This window comes from Gordonia sp. NPDC058843 (assembly GCF_042743165.1).
In the GTDB taxonomy this organism is placed as follows: Bacteria; Actinomycetota; Actinomycetes; order Mycobacteriales; family Mycobacteriaceae; genus Gordonia.
On record NZ_JBHYNC010000012.1, the window covers coordinates 97,535 to 114,853 of the forward strand.

Genomic DNA, 17,319 nt, shown 5'->3' on the forward strand with positions numbered 1-17,319 from the left:
CGTCACTCCGTTCGTTGCCTGCGCACCAGCGTTGCTCGTGTGGCGCGGGCGACGACCTCGCCATGCTGGTTGCGTCCGATGTGGGTCAAGTTCACCACGCCCTCACCCGGGCGTGATCGCGATTCACGTTTACCGGTGCACTCGGTCTCGGCGTAGAGCGTGTCGCCGGCGAACAGGGGCGCCGGGAACGCGACCTCGCTGAACCCCAGGTTCGCCACGAGGGTGCCCTGGGTGAGCTGGGAAACCGAGAGACCCACGATCGTCGACAGCGTGAACATCGAATTGATCAGCCGCTGCCCGCCGAATCCGGGCTGCTCCGCCGACCAGGCGGCATCGAGGTGCAGCGCCTGCGTGTTCATGGTCAGCGTGGTGAACAGCACGTTGTCGGCCTCGGTGACCGTACGTCCGGGACGGTGTTCGTAGATCGTGCCCTCGTCGAATTCCTCGAACCACAGGCCCCGCTGCACGATTCGGCGCCTCTCGGTGGCGCCGCTCGCGTCGTCCGGTGGCACGGGCGTCCCACTCACGCGAAACCCAACTCGCGCGCGATCAGCATGAGCTGCACTTCGGTGGTGCCCTCACCGATTTCGAGGATCTTGGAATCGCGGTAGTGCCGGGCGACCGGGTACTCGTTCATGAACCCGTAGCCGCCGTGGATCTGGGTCGCCATCCGGGCGTTGTCCATCGCCGCCTCACTGGCGATCATCTTGGCGATCGAGGCTTCCTTCTTGAACGGCTTGCCCGCCAGCATCTTCGCCGCCGCGTCGTAGTAGGCGGTCCGTGCGACATGGGCACGGGCCTCCATCCGGGCGATCGCGAAGGACACCGACTGGTATTCGCCGATCGCCTTGCCGAAGGACTGTCGTTCCTTGGCGTACTTCACGCTCTCGTCGACGCAACCCTGCGCGACACCGGTCGCGAGGGCGGCGATCGCGATACGCCCCTCGTCGAGGATCGACAGGAAGTTGGCGTAACCGCGTCCCTGCACGCCGAGGAGATTCTCCTTGGGTACCCGCACGTCGGTGAAGGTCAGCGGATGGGTGTCCGAAGCGTTCCATCCCACCTTGTTGTACGCCGGCTCAGCAGTGAAACCTGGTGTGCCGGAAGGCACGATGATGGTCGAGATCTCCTTCTTGCCATTCTCCTTCACCCCGGTCACGGCGGTCACGGTCACCAGTGTGGTGATGTCGGTGCCGGAGTTGGTGATGAACTGCTTGCCGCCGTTGATGATCCACGCGTCACCGTCGTCGCGGGCCGTGGTCGCGGTCGCACCCGCATCGGACCCCGCCCCGGGTTCGGTCAAGCCGAACCCCGCGAGCGCGGTGCCTGCAGTGAGATCGGGGAGATACTGCTGCTTCTGCTCCTCGCTGCCGAACCGGTAGATGGGCATGGCGCCCAGACTCACCCCGGCTTCGAGGGTGATCGCCACGGACTGGTCGACCTTGCCGAGCTCTTCGAGAGCCAGCGACAGGGCGAAGTAGTCGCCGCCCATCCCACCGTACTGCTCGTCGAACGGTAGGCCGAACAACCCCATCTTGCCCATCTGGGCGACGACCTCGTACGGAAAACTGTGCTCGGCATCGTGTTTCGCGGCGACCGGCGCCACCACGGTCTGCGCGAAGTCGCGCACCGTGGCGATGAGGTCGGTGTACTCCTGGGTGAGTTCCATGTGAATCCTTCTGTTTCGGAGACGTTCAAGGTTGGTTCCGAGCCCTTCGTGGCTCGTCGCTTTCGCTCCTCGCACCTCAGGGATCAAGTTGGTGGCTCGTCGCTTTCGCTCCTCGCACCTCAGGGATCAAGTTGGTGGCTCGTCGCTTTCGCTCCTCGCACCTCAGGGATCAAGGGGCGCAGCGGGCGCGACGACCGCGAGGATCTGCCCCGCATCGACCTTGTCCCCCACCTTCACCGAAATGTCCACGGTGCCGGCCACCGGCGCGGTGAGTCCATGCTCCATCTTCATCGCCTCGACGACGACGATCGACTGGCCGGCGGACACGTCGTCGCCGGTCTCGGCGGCCACGGCGACCACGGTGCCCGGCATCGGACTGGTGATCTCACCGGCGTGCTCGTCGGCCGCCTCGTCGAGCAGGGGGCGGGCCTGTTCGAGGACCCATGTGCCCGATGGCCCTGCCACCCACCAGCTCTCGCCGACGCGCATGCTCGACCACGACTGCGTCACCCCGTCGACGATCAGGCGGTCGGACTCGCGGCCGTCGCCGGGCCGCGCCGGCAGATAGACCACGTGGCCGGTCCACGACGTTCGGGCGTCGTCGTCGTACGTGACTGTCGCGGTTCCCGAGACGGACCGTTCGTCGGCGGCGTCGACCTGGATGGAGACCGTCGAGTGCCCTCCGCCGGCTACGAGGCGCGTGATGACCGGAGCGGGCCGGCCGACGCGCCACCCGACCGCCGAGGACCACACGTCACCTGCATCGCGGGCACCGATCCGTGCCAATCCCACGAGCACCTGGGCCTCTGGGCTGGGCTGCGGCACGGCGTAATCGGTGACAAGTCGGTCGAGCAGTTCGGTGTCGAGGTCCGCGTCGACGACGGCCTGCTGACGCAGGACGAAGCGGCAGAAGTCGATGTTGGTGACCACGCCCAGGACCCGGGTGTGGGCGAGCGCCTGATCGAGGCGTTCGAGCGCCTCCTCCCGGTCGGCACCGTAGGCGATGACCTTCGCGAGCATGGGGTCGTAGTCGCTGCCGATGCGCAGTCCGTGGAGCATGGCCGAGTCGACCCGGATGCCGCTACCCGGCGAGGTGTCGGGCTGGACGAGATGTTCGATCGTGCCGCCGGTCGGCAGGAATCCACGAGCGGGGTCCTCGGCGTACACACGCGCCTCGATCGCGTGTCCGCGCAGCGTGATCGCGTCCTGCGTGAGACCCAGCACCTCACCGCGGGCGACGCGGATCTGCTGTTCGACGAGGTCGACGCCGGTCACCAACTCGGTCACCGGGTGTTCGACCTGCAGGCGGGTGTTCATCTCCATGAAGAAGAACTCGTCGGGCCGGTGCGCCGACACGATGAACTCGACCGTTCCGGCGCCGGTGTAGCCGACACTGCGCGCGGCATCGCAGGCGGCCTCGCCGATGCGTGCGCGGGTCTCGGCGTCGAGCAACGCCGAGGGCGCCTCCTCGATCACCTTCTGGTGTCGTCGCTGCAGCGAGCACTCGCGTTCGCCCAGGTGGATCACGTTCCCGTGCTCATCGGCGAGTACCTGCACCTCGATGTGACGCGGGGTGTCGACGAAGTGCTCGAGGAACAGCGCATCGTCGCCGAACGCGGCGGCCGCCTCGCGCCGAGCACGTTGCAGCGCGGCGGGTAGTTCGGACGCCTCGGCGACGCGATGCATCCCCTTGCCGCCGCCACCCGCACTGGGCTTGATGAGAACCGGGAACCCGATGTCGGGTGCCGCGGCGATGAGGTCGTCGTCGGTCAGTCCGGGCCGCGAGAGACCCGGCACCACCGGTACCTCGCGCGCGGTGACGGCGGCCCGGGCGGTGATCTTGTCGCCCATCGTCGCGATCGCCTCCGCGGGCGGTCCGATGAAGATGATGCCCGCCTCCGCGAGAGCGGCCGCGAACTTCTGGTTCTCCGAGAGGAACCCGTATCCCGGGTGGACGGCGTCGGCGCCGGTCTTGCGCGCCGCGTCGACCACGGCCCCGATGTCCAGGTAGCTCTGGGTCGCGGCGGCCGGGCCGATGTGGACGGCGACGTCGGCCTCGCGGACATGACGGGCCTGTGCATCGGCGTCGGAATAGACGGCGATGCTTCGTATTCCCATGTGGCGCAGGGTGTCGATCACCCGGCAGGCGATCTCACCTCGGTTGGCCACCAGGACGCTTCGGATGGGTCTGGTACTCACAGTCGGGGTCCTCGGGGTAGTCGGGACGGGACAGTACAGAACCGGTCCGGGCAGAACAGGTTTGCGGAGAAATGGGTCGACATCGGCGATCACATCCGGAAGACGCCGTAGCGTGGCTCGGCGAGCGGCGCGTACCGGGCGGTCTCGAGAGCCAGGCCCAGGAGGGTGCGGGTCTGCGCAGGATCGACGATGCCGTCGTCCCACAGCCTCGCCGTCGAGTAGTAGGCGTCGGACTGCCGTTCGAACTGGTCGCGGATCGGCGCCTTGAAAGCTTCTTCGTCGTCGGCCGTCCACTCATCACCCGACCGCTCGATCTGGTTGCGCCGCACCGTTCCGAGGGTGTCGGCGGCTTGGGGTCCGCCCATGACCGAGATGCGGGCATTGGGCCACATCCACAGGAACCTGGGCGAATACGCACGCCCACACATCGAGTAGTTGCCCGCGCCGAAGGAGCCGCCGACCATGACGGTGAACTTCGGGACACGCGCACACGCCACCGCATTGACCATCTTGGCCCCGTTCTTCGCGATGCCGCCCTGCTCATAGGCCTTGCCGACCATGAAGCCGGTGATGTTCTGCAAGAACAGCAACGGAATTCGACGCTGGTCGCACAATTCGATGAAATGTGCCCCTTTCAACGCGGACTCGCTGAACAGCACACCGTTGTTGGCGATGATCCCGACCGGATGACCGTGCAGGTGCGCGAACGCGGTCACCAGACTGGTGCCGTAGTTCGCCTTGAACTCGGTGTACTCGCCTCCGTCGCAGAGGATCTCGATCACCGAGCGGACGTCGTAGGGAGTCCGCGGGTCGGTGGGCACCACGTCGTAGATGTCGGTCTGCGGCCGCAACGGCTCACGGACCGGGACGGTCTCCCACTGTGGCGCCTCGCGTGGCCCGAGGGTCGCGACGATCTCGCGGACCTTGGCGAGCGCCTGCTGGTCGTTGTCGACGAGGTGGTCGGTGACACCCGACACCGACGAGTGCATCGCGCCGCCGCCCAGGTCCTCCGCGGACACGTCCTCGCCGGTCGCCGCTTTCACCAGGGGTGGGCCCGCCAGGAAGATGGTGCCCTGGTTGCGCACGATCACGGTCTCGTCGCTCATCGCCGGGACGTAGGCGCCGCCGGCCGTCGAGGACCCGAGAACTGCCGCGATCTGCGGGATTCCCGCCGCACTCATGTTCGCCTGGTTGTAGAAGATGCGGCCGAAGTGATCGCGATCGGGGAACACCTCGTCCTGCTGGAGCAGCATCGCGCCACCGGAATCGACGAGGTAGATGCACGGCAGCCGGTTGGCCGCTGCGATCTCCTGCGCGCGCAGATGCTTCTTGACCGTGACCGGGTAGTACGTGCCGCCGGAGACCGTCGCGTCGTTGGCCACGATCATGCACTCGCGTCCCGCGACGCGGCCGACGCCCGCGATGACTCCCGCCGCGGGCACCTTGTCGCCGTACATCCCGAAGGCCGCGAGCGGGGCGATCTCGATGAACGGTGAGCCGACGTCGAGCAGGCCGTCGACCCGATCCCGCGGGAGCAACTTGCCGCGGGCGACGTGGCGCTCGCGCGCCTTCGCGCCGCCGCCGGCGGCGACATCCCGGAGGCGATCGCCGAGCAGGTCGAGATTGCGCTGGTGTGCGGCCCGGAAGCCGTCGAGCGTGCTGGTCACCGTCGACCTTTCAGTTAGTGAGAATTAACTGAAAGAGATCGTACGCGATGCAGTGTCCCATGTCACGCTCTGCGTCGTCGACGGGGCGCGGCGGACGGCAGGCCGGAGCGTGACGTGACGCGCGTCACCTCTTCTCGTACTGTTGTGGCAGGCCCACCACCCCCGGGCCGCCACAACCGATGCGCCGCGAATCCGCACCCCGGACCGGCCACCGCACATAGAAGGCCAGGTGACCCCATGACCCTCGCAGACGATCGTGCTCGCTTCGAGCACGTCCCGACCCCCGCCGAGCGTTCCCCGCAGACGGAGATCGCCGGGTTCTCGCTCGACGACCGCTACACCCGCGAAGCCGGCGACATCTACCTCACCGGAATCCAAGCCCTGGTACGCATGGTCCGCGACCGCGCTCGCGTCGACCGCCGTTCCGGCCTCCGCACCGCCTCGTTCATCTCCGGCTACGAGGGCTCTCCCCTCGCCGGTTACGACCTCGAGCTCGCCCGGCGCCGCGACCACCTCGCCCCGTACGACATCATCCACCGGCCCGGCCTGAACGAGGAGCTCGCCGCCACCTCGGTGATGGGTTCTCAACTGGCCGCCCAGATCACCGCCGGCAGCCCGCTGGCGCCGGCCGCCGACGGACTCCCCCGCGACGGCGTCGTCGGATACTGGTACGGCAAGGCCCCCGGCCTCGATCGCGCGACCGACGCCCTGCGTCACGCCAACCTCATCGGGACCCACTCCGCCGGCGGCGCGGTCGCGCTCGTCGGTGACGACCCGGGCGCGAAGTCCTCCACGGTCCCGTGCGCCTCCGAGATGGCCCTCGCCGACCTGTACATCCCGATCCTCTATCCGGCCGATTCCCAGGACATCCTCGACCTCGGGGTTCACGCGACACTCATGAGCCGCACCAGCGGTCTCTGGACCTCGCTCAAGATCTCCGCCCACGTCGCGGACGGCGCGTCGACCGCACACGTCGACCCCGACCGCATCGTGCCCGTCTTCGGCGACCTCGGCACGAGTCCCCACGTCCCCAGTGGACGCCTGCTCGGCGCCCATCTCATGGAACTCGAGCAGAATCAGCTCACCACCCGGCTTCCGCGCGCCCAGGAGTACGCCCGACTCAACGGCCTCAACCGGATCGTGGTCTCGAGCCCCGACGACCGTATCGGCATCGTCGCCGCCGGGAAGACCTACCTCGACCTCCGTGAGGCGTTGCGCCTGATGCACATCGACGACGACGATCTGCGCCGGCTCGGAATCCGCATCCTCAAACTCGGCATGGTCTACCCGATCGAGCGAGAGATACTGAACCGGTTCATGTTCGACACCGCGACCGGCGATCTCGACGAGGTCATCGTGATCGAGGAGAAGCGCGACTTCATCGAGACGATGATGCGCGACATCCTGTTCCGCCATCCGCGAGCCCCGCGCATCGTCGGCAAGGTCCACGAGGACGGCTCGACCCTGTTCTCCCGCTTCGGCGAACTCGACGTCGACGCGGTGACGCGCGGCCTCGCCGACCGGCTTTCCCGCCACCAGGTCGACGCCGCGCGGATCTGGCTCGACCGCAAGGCCGCCCGCCGTACCCGCATCGAACTCCCGCTGGCCGTACGAACGCCGTACTTCTGCTCCGGCTGTCCGCACAACAGTTCCACGAAGGTTGCCGAGAACACCCTCGTCGGCGCGGGCATCGGCTGCCACGCCATGGTGTTGCTGATGGACCCGCGACAGGTCGGCGACATCGCCGGGGTCACCCAGATGGGCGGTGAGGGGGCGCAGTGGATCGGCATGGCCCCGTTCGTCTCCGCGGACCACTTCGTGCAGAACGTCGGCGACGGGACCTTCGCACACTCCGGGTCCTTGGCGTTGCGGGCGGCCGTGGCGTCCGGCGAGAACATCACTTACAAGTTGCTCTACAACGGCACCGTTGCCATGACCGGCGGGCAGGACCCGGTGGGCGCGATGACCCTGCCGCGGTTGACGTCATTGCTGCTCGACGAGGGTGTCGGCCGGATCGTGGTCACCTCGGACGACCCGAAACACGTTCGTACACTCGGACTTCCCGATCGGGTCGAGATCCGGCACCGAGATGATCTGCCCGACGTGCAGACCGAACTCGCCGGCGTCCCGGGCGTCACGGTCCTCGTCCACGACCAGCACTGCGCCGCCGAGAAGCGCCGGAAGCGCAAGCGCGGCACCATGGCAACCCCAACTCGTCGCGTGGTGATCAACGAACGCATCTGCGAGGGCTGCGGCGACTGCGGCGAGAAGTCGAACTGTCTCTCGGTGCACCCGGTGCAGACCGAGTTCGGACGCAAGACGCGGATCGACCAGAGTTCCTGCAACCTCGACTTCTCCTGCCTGCAGGGCGACTGCCCGTCGTTCGTCACCGTCACTCCCGGAACCGATCGCATCCGCACGCGCGCAGGCGATCTGCCGGACTCCGAGCTACCGACGCCGGCGGTTCCTGCCATCCACGGCACCTTCTCCCTGCGTATCACCGGTGTCGGCGGCACCGGGGTGGTGACCGTGTCACAGGTCCTCGCGACCGCAGCCGTCCTCGACGGACACTCGGCCCGGACCGTCGACATGACCGGACTCGCCCAGAAGGGCGGCGCGGTGGTCAGCGACATCAAGGTGGCCCCGCATCCGCTGGAACAGGCGGCCAAGGTCGCGTCGGACGACTGCGACCTGTACCTGGTGTGCGATCCCCTCGTCGGCACCGACCCGGTCAACCTCACGGTCGCCGCTGCGGAGAAGACGGTCGCGGTCGTGTCGACCACACAGGTGCCGACCGGACTGATGGTCATCGACACCTCTGTCGGTTTCCCGTCCGACTCCGCCGTCCACTCCGCGATCGACGACCGGGTGGCGCGGACGGTCTATCTCGATTCGGGAGCCTTGTCCACGGCGCTGTTCGACGACGAGCAGTACGCCAACATGCTGATGGTCGGTGCCGCGTATCAGGCCGGCGCCCTGGCCATCTCGGCGGAATCGATCGAACGTGCGATCGAGCTCAACGACGTCGCGGTCGACGCCAACGTGCAGGCCTTCCGGCGCGGGCGGCAGACGGTGTCCGACCCCGACTCCGTGTCCGGCACCATCGATGGCCTGCACGGCCATGGCACCGTCGAGGTCGAACCGAGCCGCCACGCCCTCGACGTGGTCGGCGGACTCGGGAGCATCGACGACGACCTCCGGCGCACCATCGCGATCCGGTACGACGAGCTGACCGCCCACTCCGACGAACGGTACGCGCGGTCCTACCTCGACACGGTGGATCGCGTGCGACGGGTCGCACCGGACTCCTCACTCACCGAGGCGGTCGCCCGGAATCTGTACAAGCTGATGGCCTACAAGGACGAGTACGAGGTCGCCCGGCTCACGCAGGACCCCTCGTTCGCCGCGCGCATCGCCGACGAGTTCGGCGCCGACGCCGACGTCGCCGTGCGGTTGCATCCGCCGACCCTGCGCAGCCTGGGGATGCGCGAGAAGCTCGCCCTGGGATCGTGGGCAGATACGCCGCTGGGTGCACTCGCCAGGATGAAGCGGCTCCGCGGGACGCGACTGGACCCGTTCGGCCGCAGCGAGATCCGGCGCACCGAGCGCGCGCTGATCGCCGAATACCGGGAGCTCGTCGACGCCGTGCTCGACGCGCTCGCGAGTGGGCGCCTCGGTGCGGACCGGCTTCCCGTGGTCGTCGAACTGGCCGAACTACCGGACATGGTCCGGGGCTACGAGGCCATCAAGATGGCCAACGTCGAACGCTACCGGGAGGCGGTCGCAAAGCAGCGGGGCGCGCTCGGGATCTGAGGGCTGAGCCACTGCTCCGGTATCCGAGATAGCCACACAACCATTGCTCCGTGAGGTGCGAGGAGCGATAGCGACGAGCCACGAAGGGCCTGGTGAGACACGTTGCTACACCCTTCGTGGCTCGCTTCGCTCGCACCTCAGGGAGCAGTGGGGGTCGCTTCTTTCAAATCAGGGAGCAGTGGGGGTCGCTTCTTTCGGATCAGGGAGCACGTAAGAGCCCTCCGCTCACACCACCTGACGTCAGCGCGTCCGGCGAAAGCACGCCACGGCAGTCTGCCCGTCGTCTCCGACGACGACATCGGACTCGTAGTGCGGCGGACCGCCGCCGCGGACGACCTGCTCGGCTTGGGCCGTGTTCATCTCGATGAGCAGTTCACCGCCGACGGCGAGCCATTCCTGCGCCGCGACGACCAACGCCTTGATGTGGTCGAGGCCGTCGGGGCCACCGAGCAGTGCGCTACGCGGTTCGTGGTGCCGGGCCTCGGATGTCAGCAGGTCGAACGCCGAGTCGGGCACGTACGGTGGGACGGCGGCGATCACGTCGAATAGACGATGCCGGGGCAGGGGGTCGAGCCCGGTACCGAGGTGAATACCGGTCCCGTCCGGCAGATTTCGTCGTGCGAGGTCCAGCGCGGTGTCGTCGGCGTCGACGACATGCAGGTCGACGTCCGAGACGGCGGCCGCGACACTCGCGGCGATGGGCGCGACACCGCAGAACGCCTCGAGCACGGCCGGCGACCGACGTGCACGCGTTGCGGCGATCGCGGTGCGCGCCAACAACAGCGAGCGCTGCCGCGGGACGAAGACCCCGGGTCCGACGGCCAATCGGAGGTCACCGAATCGCACGCATCCCACCAGATGCTCGACCGGCTCCCCGGCCGCGCGCCGGGCGACGAGCTGGTCGAGTTCGGTTGCACCGGTGGCATGCTCGCGAAGCAGAGCGGCTTCCTCGACGGCGAAGACGCAACCGGCACGACGCAGCAGGCCGGCGATCGGGTCGTCGGTAGCGTCGTCAGGAGTGTTGCGCGTCATCCTTCTTCAGACCGTACAAGAAGGCTGCCGCGATGAGCAGCGCCACCTGCAGGAATCCCAGGATCAGTCCGACGATCGCACCGGCGCCGAGATCGAGGAACGGCGGCGTTATCAGAGCGGCGGCGAACAGGGCCAGCCACGCCGCAACACCGACGACCGCCAAGAACGGAAGGGCTTTGCGATAGCGCGGAACCAGCACGAACGTCGCTGCGATGCCGACCACCCCGAGCAGGATGAAGAACTTCCCGGGGTTCAGGACGATCTCGTAGGAGAAGTACGCGGGTATCCCGCCCTGGCCTTCCTCGAAGTCCGTTCCCCAGCGGTTGAGTTCCTCCTCGGCGCCCGCCGACACCGAGATCCAACCGAGGAAACCCATGAAATAGGTGACGATCCCGGCGACCGCAGAGGCGAGCGCGAAGATCACCGACAGGTCAGCGCGTGGACCACGGGGCTGCTGTCCCCATCCGTCACCGGGGTACTGGTACTGGGCGCCCGGGCCCCACTGCTGACCGGGCAGGCTGCCGGTGCCGGGGTGCTGGACGTGGGCCGTCTGGTCCTGGTTACCGGCGAAACCCCCGGTCTGCGGTGGTCCTTGCGGGACTCCCGACCACTGACCACCTTGATGTTGGGGTTCGCCTGGATTCACGATCCGCTCCTCGTCGATGCTGCGGGACTCCGCCCGCCGCCCTTTCGGACTGTTCCGCGTCCGCCATCCGGCGCACGATCATGCGCAAGACTAGGCCCTGCCGGGCCTCGATCGCACCGGTCGGCTCGCTTTTCATTCGACCGGGTCACCACCGGTCATTCCGGTGCGCCGACGCGGTCAGCCCGCGTCGGCGTCCGCACGCCGAACGCCCGCACCCCCGAACGCGTAGAGTGCGGGATCGATGTCCGCGACGCATGAACCGCGCGAGGACGAATCGGAAGCCACGAATCGTCCACCGACGCGCCGAACCCAGGCGAAGGCGGCCCGTCGTGCCGAATTGCTGTCCGCCGCCGCCCATCAGATGGCCGAGCGCGGGTTCGCCGGGGTGCGGCTGGAAGACATCGGGCGGGCGGTCGGGGTGAGCGGACCGGCGATGTATCGCCACTTCTCCTCGAAGACCGAACTTCTCGACGAGATGCTCATCGACATCAGTCAACGGCTGCACGATGGCGGCAGCGAAGTCGCCGACCGCGGCGGTTCCCCGTCTCAGACCCTGGTCGCGCTCATCGGTTTCCACATCGACGTCCTCGTCACCCGCCCGGACCTCATCACGGTGCAGGATCGGGACCTCTCGTCGATGACCCCGGACGCCAACCACCGGGTCAGGTTGCTGCAGCGTCGCTACGTGGAGAGATGGGTGGATATGCTCCTCGCAGTCACCGACGAGGAGGGCGTGGCCCTCGACCGCGATGAGGCTCGTGTGCGTGTCCACGCGATGTTCGGGCTGTTGAACTCCTCGCCCCGCCTACCGGCCTTCGACCAGCAGGGACTGCGCCGGCTTCTCACCGCGATGGCTCTCGCGGCACTGCGATGCGAGGTGCCGGATCGGTAATGACCCGGCACCCCGCACTCACCATCCGTCGATGTGGAGGACCGAGTCCAGGGACTTCCGCGGCGCCGGCTTGAAATCCGTGCCCTTGGAATAGGCCACCGGCAGCAGAACTCCCTGGTGGATGTTGGCCGGGATTCCGAGGAGCTCGGCGATCTCCTTCTCGTAGTTCAGATGAAGGGTCGTCCACGCCGAGCCGAGGCCGCGGGCGCGCAACGCCAGTTGCAGGCTCCAGGCGCCCGGCAGCAACGAACCCCAGACGCCGGCCTGGTTGCCCGCGGGCAGCTCGCCGCCGGTGTAGATCGCGCCGATGACCAGCACCGGGACCTGCCCCATGGTGTCGGCGAGGTATTGGGCGCTGGATGCGACACGCTTGCCCGTCTCGTCGCGCGGGGCCTGGCCGGAGTAGTACTTCGCGAACGACTGCGCATAGTAATCCGCGACCTTCTGCTTCAGCTCGGGGTCGGTCAGCACGATCCAGTGCCACGTCTGGCTATTGCTGCCCGTCGGCGCCTGGAGCGCGACCTCGAGAGCCTCCTTGATCACCTCGAGCGGAACGGGACGCTCGAAGTCGAGACGTTTGCGCACCGAGCGCGTCGTGGTGAGGAGTTGGTCAGGGTCCAGAGGCAGTAGGTCGGTCATCTCTCCATCCTGCACAAAACCGGTCTCATCCACCACGTCGGCCCCGGCCCGCGACCGGTCAGGGCTACTCGGGAGGCAATGCGCCGGCCTGCTCCAGGTACTCCACCAGCCGGTCAGTGACTTTCGCCCCGCGCACCTCGGCCGGCGTGAAGAAGGCGGCATCGGCAGCGTCGTCACCGGGACGCAGCTCCCCCGAACGGATCTCGGCACGGAAGTCGTGCACCTCGTACACCCGCCCGTCGCCGACGGGGATCTCGAGCTGGATCGCCGGTTCGCCGACCGTCACCACCAGACCGGTCTCCTCCCGGACCTCACGGATCATCGCCTGCTCCAGCGACTCCCCAAGCTCGACCTTGCCACCCGGGAGACTCCAGTGCCCGGCCGACGGCTCATTTCGGCGCAGGACCAGCAGGATTCGGCCGGCATCGTCGGTGATCAGTGCACCGACGGCCACGATGCGTTGGTTCATCGCGCGACCGCCGCCGGAACGCGGGCCCGCGCCGCTCGGTCCGGTGCCGGCGACGTCGAGAGGTGGCGCGCGATCACCTCGCGGAGCATCGACAGGGCGGCGGCGTCCGAGTCCTCCTCGACGACAACGTCGATCATGCCCTGAGCCGCCATCCGTCCGGCGAGAATCCCTTGCCTCGAGGCCATCTCACCGGCATGGTCGAGGTCCCGGTGCACGATGAGACTCGCGCCCTCGGGCGGTAGCGGCGAGAGCCATGCATCGGCACGCGCCACGCGGAAGTCGGCGGGAAACAGCGCCAGCGCCGCGCCGCCCGCACCCTGACCGAGCAACACCGACACCGTAGGCACCGGAGTGCTGATCAATTCGACTGTGCAGCGGGCTATCTGCGCTGCAAGACCACCCTCCTCGGCGACGACGGACAGCTCGGCACCCGGGGTGTCGATCACGGTGACCACCGGGAGTCCGAGCTCGCCTGCCGCCATGATCGCGCGGCGCGCCTCGCGGAGGTGCCGGGGCCCTGGCAGCTCACCGGCGGCCTGCGCACTCCGGTCGTAGCCGACGACCAGGACGATGTGCCCCTCGAAATCACTGAGCGAGAATCGAAGTGGCCCGGTGTCCGAGAGTGGCGCCGACTCGCCCTGCGCCAGGAAGTCGACCAGTCCCGCGCGCCCGGATTCGCGAGTTGCGAGCACAGACGCCCAGGCATCCTCCGGTTCGCGTGGTCGCGTACTTTGCGCGAACACCTCCGACGCAGCGGCCGGTGGCCCCGCCGCGTCCCGGCGGTCGAGGAGACGCAACACTGCCGACAGGCGGGCAGGGAGGTCGGCGGGCTCGATCACATCATCGACAACCGTTGTGCGAACCAGGTTCTCGGCGGTCTGCACATCAGCGGGGAAGGGCTCACCGTACAGGCCTTCGTAGACGCGCGGGCCGAGAAATCCGATGAGCGCACCGGGTTGTGCCCAGGTGATGTGCCCGAGGGACCCCCACGAGGCGAACACCCCGCCGGTGGTCGGGTGTCGCAGGTAGACCAGATAGGGCAGGCCGGCGGCCTTGTGGTCGGTGACCGCGCCGGTGATGGCGACCATCTGCAGGAATGCCGCGGTTCCCTCCTGCATTCGGGTGCCACCGGACGCGGGAAGTGCCAGCAACGGCAGCCGCTCGCGCGTCGCGCGTCTGACAGCTGCGACGATCCGCGCGCCCGCGTCGCGACCGATCGAGCCCCCGAGGAACTCGAACTCGCCGAACACCATCGCCACCCGATGCCCGCCGACCGCGCCGGCTCCCGTTCGGACCGATTCGTCCGATCCGCTTCGGCTGCGCGCCCGTTCGAGTTCGGCGGCGTAGGCGTCGTCCGCGCCGTCGGATGTCGCGGCCGGCTCGGTGACCGGGGCATCCCATGGTTCCCACGTACCGTCGTCGACGAGGATCGAGCGTAGGTCGGTCGCCGTCAGCCGTGCCCGTTCACCCATGCCTCACACCGTATCCCGCCGGGGCACGACGATCCGGGCGCGTTGTCGCCGGCGACGCGATGAATTGGCCGGCGTTCCGGTGTCATACTCTCGTCAGCCCTCCGTTCCGCAGCCCGTCTCCGACCGATCACCGAGGAGCCCCTCATGTCCGACACATACCGCATCACCCGATCCATCACCGTCGATGCCCCGCCCGCTGTGGTGCTGCCGTTTCTCACCGACTTCCGGCAATGGGTGCACTGGTCCCCGTGGGAGGGCGTCGATCCGGACATGACGCGCGAGTACTCCGGTGCCGAGCACGGTGTCGGGGCGAAGTACGCGTGGTCGGGGAACAAGAAGGCCGGACGGGGCGCCATGGAGATCACGCGCATTGCCGAGCCCCGAGAGGTCGAGGTGCGCCTCGACTTCGAGAAGCCGATGAAGGCCACCAACACCGTCACCTTCGAACTCGTTCCGCAGGGTCAGGCGACACGGGTGTCGTGGACGATGGTGGGCGCACAGACGATGTTCAGCCGCGTCGCGGGCATCTTCGGCCTCTTCGACAAGATGCTGGGCAAGGACTTCGAGAAGGGCCTGGGTCAGCTCAAGTCGGTCACCGAGAGTAGATGACCCGGGTGCGCAGGAGGACGTCTGCCACCGACCGTCGGCGCCGGTCGATCACCACCCACACCAGACCGATCGCGAAGAAGGTACAGAGCAACGCGCGCAGCACCGCGATGGTCGGCCGGATACGCGCACCTTCCGAATTGACCACCCGCAGACCCATCACCACCGATCCGAGCGTGCGGCCGGACACCTCCCAGCACGTCGCGAGGTAGAGCACCGCCACCAGCACGAAGCCGGTCGTCGTGAAAACGATGTCGACCTGGGGCAGCGAGAATTCGCTGACCGAGACGACGAACTGCATCAGGGACAGGCCGGCGTAGGCGGCACCGAGGATCGTCCACACGACGAGCAGGTCGAGGAACGACGCGACACCCCGGCTCACAATGCCGGCGTTCTTGTCCCGATCCTGCACCGCATGGGCCTTGTGGACCAATGGGTGGCCCGGCGTCGTGGGGGACGAATTGCGGAGCGGCCCGGTCGGTTTCGGTTCGGCAGTCATCGGGGTTCTCCGGCGTCGGAAGCGGCCTGGACGGTCTCGGCCCCGCGGCGGCGCAGAAAGCGATTGACCGCGTTGGCCACCACGTCGTCGGCACGCTCACTGGTACTGCGCACGTCGGTCATCACATCGGCCGTCACCGAAGTACTCGCCTCGCGGATGATGTCGGGGAGATCGACGCCGTCGATGATCTCCTCGGCGAGTCCGATCAGATCGACGCGCCCGAGAATGGCGTCGATGTCGATCCGCGCGGCGATCGCGTCGATGTCGATTCCGGTGGCGACGGAGTCGAGATCGACCTTCCCGATCACCGCGTCGAGGTCGACGAGGTCGATCGCCGCATTCAGATCCACTTGTGCCACAGCACGATCGAGATCCACGGTGGTGATCACCTCGTCGATGTCGATGAGCGCGAGCACCTCGGTGATCAGACGTTTCAGGTCGACGTGGGTGAGGACGAGGTCGGTGAGGTCGACTTCCTCGACCAGCGCATCGACGACCTCCCGGATGACGACGCCCAGGACGGCTCGCGTCGTCGAGACCACCACGGTGACAGCGGTCTCGGCGGCTTCGGCCAGTCGCACGCGGACGGACCCGATGACCCCGCCCGCGAGGGGCAGGCGTTCGGCCACGTCCGCCACCACCCCGGCGAACCGCAGCGACTCCCCGGCGAGCTGGGAGATCGCGCCGCGTCGCGCCCGGGAGTCCACCGACGAATTATCGCATGCGGGATCGGGGCCGGTCGGGCCACGAAAAAACCCGAGCGGGCAGACCCGCTCGGGTTCTTCGGTTCTCGTGACTCTTACAGGGCCTGGTAGAGCTCCCGCGCCAGCGAGGCGGTCTCGGACGGCGTCTTGCCGACCTTGACGCCCGCGGCCTCGAGGGCCTCCTTCTTGCCCTGGGCGGTGCCCGCACCGTCGGAGACGATGGCTCCCGCGTGGCCCATGGTCTTGCCCTCGGGAGCGGTGAAGCCCGCGACGTAGCCGACGACGGGCTTGGTCACGTTGGCCTTGATGTACTCGCCGGCCTTCTCCTCGGCGTCGCCACCGATCTCACCGATCATGACGATCAGCTTGGTCTCGGGATCCTTCTCGAACGCCTCGATGGCGTCGATGTGGGTGGTCCCGATGACCGGGTCGCCGCCGATGCCGATGGCGGTCGAGAAGCCGAGATCGCGCAGCTCGTACATCATCTGGTAGGTCAGGGTGCCCGACTTGGAGACCAGACCGATCGGACCCTTGCCGGTGATGTTGTTCGGCGTGATGCCCACCAGCGCCTCACCCGGGGTGATGATGCCGGGGCAGTTGGGGCCGATGATGCGGGTCTTCTCGCCCTTCTCCACGTTGTAGGCCCACGCGTAGGCGGAGTCCTGCACCGGGATGCCCTCGGTGATGACCACGAGCAGCGGGATCTCCGCGTCGATGGCCTCGATGATGGCGTCCTTGGAGAACTTCGGCGGGACGAAGGCGATCGAGGTGTCGGCCCCGGTCTCCTTCATGGCCTCGGCGACCGATGCGAACACCGGGAGCTCGACGTTGTTGCCGTCGGCGTCGACGTGCGACACGGTGGTGCCGGCCTTGCGTGCGTTGACACCGCCGACGACGTTGGTGCCGGCCTTGAGCATCAGAGCGGTGTGCTTGGTGCCTTCACCGCCGGTGATGCCCTGGACGATGACCTTGTTGTCTTTGTTCAGAAAGATCGACATATTCCGTGGCTCCC

At 67.8% G+C, this 17,319-nt stretch carries 15 protein-coding genes; 3 read left to right on the forward strand and 12 right to left on the reverse strand.

Annotation, left to right across the window (positions count from 1 at the left end; translation table 11 throughout):
* Nucleotides 1-2: 2 nt before the first annotated feature.
* The 4 genes from ACFW3F_RS11105 to ACFW3F_RS11120 form a co-directional block, all read right to left on the reverse strand.
* A complete protein-coding gene (locus ACFW3F_RS11105; RefSeq protein ID WP_388057180.1) occupies nucleotides 3-527 on the reverse strand; it encodes a MaoC family dehydratase in 525 nt (174 codons plus the stop codon).
* Nucleotides 524-1,669: an acyl-CoA dehydrogenase family protein gene (locus ACFW3F_RS11110; RefSeq protein WP_388057182.1), complete on the reverse strand. Its 1,146-nt coding sequence runs from the start codon at nucleotides 1,667-1,669 to the stop codon at nucleotides 524-526. Before ACFW3F_RS11110 ends, ACFW3F_RS11105 begins: the two co-directional genes overlap by 4 nt.
* 162 nt (nucleotides 1,670-1,831) lie before the next feature.
* The gene (locus ACFW3F_RS11115; protein WP_388057184.1) at nucleotides 1,832-3,868 is read right to left on the reverse strand and encodes an acetyl/propionyl/methylcrotonyl-CoA carboxylase subunit alpha; all 2,037 of its coding nucleotides are present in this window, start codon (nucleotides 3,866-3,868) and stop codon (nucleotides 1,832-1,834) included.
* 89 nt (nucleotides 3,869-3,957) lie between these two features.
* Nucleotides 3,958-5,535: a carboxyl transferase domain-containing protein gene (locus ACFW3F_RS11120; RefSeq protein WP_388057186.1), complete on the reverse strand. Its 1,578-nt coding sequence runs from the start codon at nucleotides 5,533-5,535 to the stop codon at nucleotides 3,958-3,960.
* Between the two features lie 237 nt (nucleotides 5,536-5,772).
* On the opposite strand from ACFW3F_RS11120, the gene ACFW3F_RS11125 reads away from it, so the two are divergent.
* On the forward strand, nucleotides 5,773-9,348 hold the full coding sequence (locus ACFW3F_RS11125) for an indolepyruvate ferredoxin oxidoreductase family protein (RefSeq protein ID WP_388057188.1): 3,576 nt from the start codon (nucleotides 5,773-5,775) through the stop codon (nucleotides 9,346-9,348).
* Between the two features lie 240 nt (nucleotides 9,349-9,588).
* On the opposite strand, the gene ACFW3F_RS11130 is transcribed toward ACFW3F_RS11125, so the two are convergent.
* Nucleotides 9,589-10,380 carry a N5-glutamine methyltransferase family protein gene (locus tag ACFW3F_RS11130; protein WP_388057190.1) on the reverse strand — a complete coding sequence of 264 codons (792 nt, stop codon included), beginning with the start codon at nucleotides 10,378-10,380 and terminating at the stop codon, nucleotides 9,589-9,591.
* On the reverse strand, nucleotides 10,361-11,026 hold the full coding sequence (locus ACFW3F_RS11135; protein WP_388057192.1) for a DUF5336 domain-containing protein: 666 nt from the start codon (nucleotides 11,024-11,026) through the stop codon (nucleotides 10,361-10,363). The genes ACFW3F_RS11130 and ACFW3F_RS11135 overlap by 20 nt, the downstream gene beginning before the upstream one ends.
* Before the next feature lie 241 nt (nucleotides 11,027-11,267).
* Here ACFW3F_RS11135 and ACFW3F_RS11140 point away from each other — a divergent pair, with 241 nt between their 5' ends.
* Complete coding sequence (locus ACFW3F_RS11140; RefSeq protein ID WP_388057194.1) at nucleotides 11,268-11,918, forward strand: TetR/AcrR family transcriptional regulator; 651 nt, start codon at nucleotides 11,268-11,270, stop codon at nucleotides 11,916-11,918.
* A gap of 18 nt (nucleotides 11,919-11,936) precedes the next feature.
* Here the strand turns inward: ACFW3F_RS11140 and ACFW3F_RS11145 are convergent, their stop codons facing one another.
* The 3 genes from ACFW3F_RS11145 to ACFW3F_RS11155 form a co-directional block, all read right to left on the reverse strand.
* Complete coding sequence (locus ACFW3F_RS11145) at nucleotides 11,937-12,557, reverse strand: nitroreductase family protein (RefSeq protein WP_388057196.1); 621 nt, start codon at nucleotides 12,555-12,557, stop codon at nucleotides 11,937-11,939.
* Between the two features lie 64 nt (nucleotides 12,558-12,621).
* Nucleotides 12,622-13,026, reverse strand: a complete 405-nt coding sequence (locus ACFW3F_RS11150) for an NUDIX hydrolase (RefSeq protein ID WP_388057198.1) — start codon at nucleotides 13,024-13,026, stop codon at nucleotides 12,622-12,624.
* The gene (locus ACFW3F_RS11155) at nucleotides 13,023-14,498 is read right to left on the reverse strand and encodes a carboxyl transferase domain-containing protein (protein WP_388057200.1); all 1,476 of its coding nucleotides are present in this window, start codon (nucleotides 14,496-14,498) and stop codon (nucleotides 13,023-13,025) included. Before ACFW3F_RS11155 ends, ACFW3F_RS11150 begins: the two co-directional genes overlap by 4 nt.
* Before the next feature lie 144 nt (nucleotides 14,499-14,642).
* Between ACFW3F_RS11155 and ACFW3F_RS11160 the strand changes: the two genes are divergently transcribed.
* The gene (locus tag ACFW3F_RS11160; RefSeq protein ID WP_388057202.1) at nucleotides 14,643-15,107 is read left to right on the forward strand and encodes an SRPBCC family protein; all 465 of its coding nucleotides are present in this window, start codon (nucleotides 14,643-14,645) and stop codon (nucleotides 15,105-15,107) included.
* Here the strand turns inward: ACFW3F_RS11160 and ACFW3F_RS11165 are convergent.
* The 3 genes from ACFW3F_RS11165 to sucD form a co-directional block, all read right to left on the reverse strand.
* Nucleotides 15,091-15,603 carry an RDD family protein gene (locus tag ACFW3F_RS11165; protein ID WP_388057204.1) on the reverse strand — a complete coding sequence of 171 codons (513 nt, stop codon included), beginning with the start codon at nucleotides 15,601-15,603 and terminating at the stop codon, nucleotides 15,091-15,093. The two genes, ACFW3F_RS11160 and ACFW3F_RS11165, sit on opposite strands and share 17 nt — an antisense overlap.
* Nucleotides 15,600-16,310, reverse strand: coding sequence for a hypothetical protein (locus tag ACFW3F_RS11170; protein ID WP_388057206.1), 711 nt, complete (start codon nucleotides 16,308-16,310; stop codon nucleotides 15,600-15,602). Before ACFW3F_RS11170 ends, ACFW3F_RS11165 begins: the two co-directional genes overlap by 4 nt.
* A 92-nt stretch (nucleotides 16,311-16,402) precedes the next feature.
* Nucleotides 16,403-17,305, reverse strand: coding sequence for a succinate--CoA ligase subunit alpha (sucD, locus tag ACFW3F_RS11175; RefSeq protein ID WP_004020100.1), 903 nt, complete (start codon nucleotides 17,303-17,305; stop codon nucleotides 16,403-16,405).
* Nucleotides 17,306-17,319 lie beyond the last annotated feature (14 nt).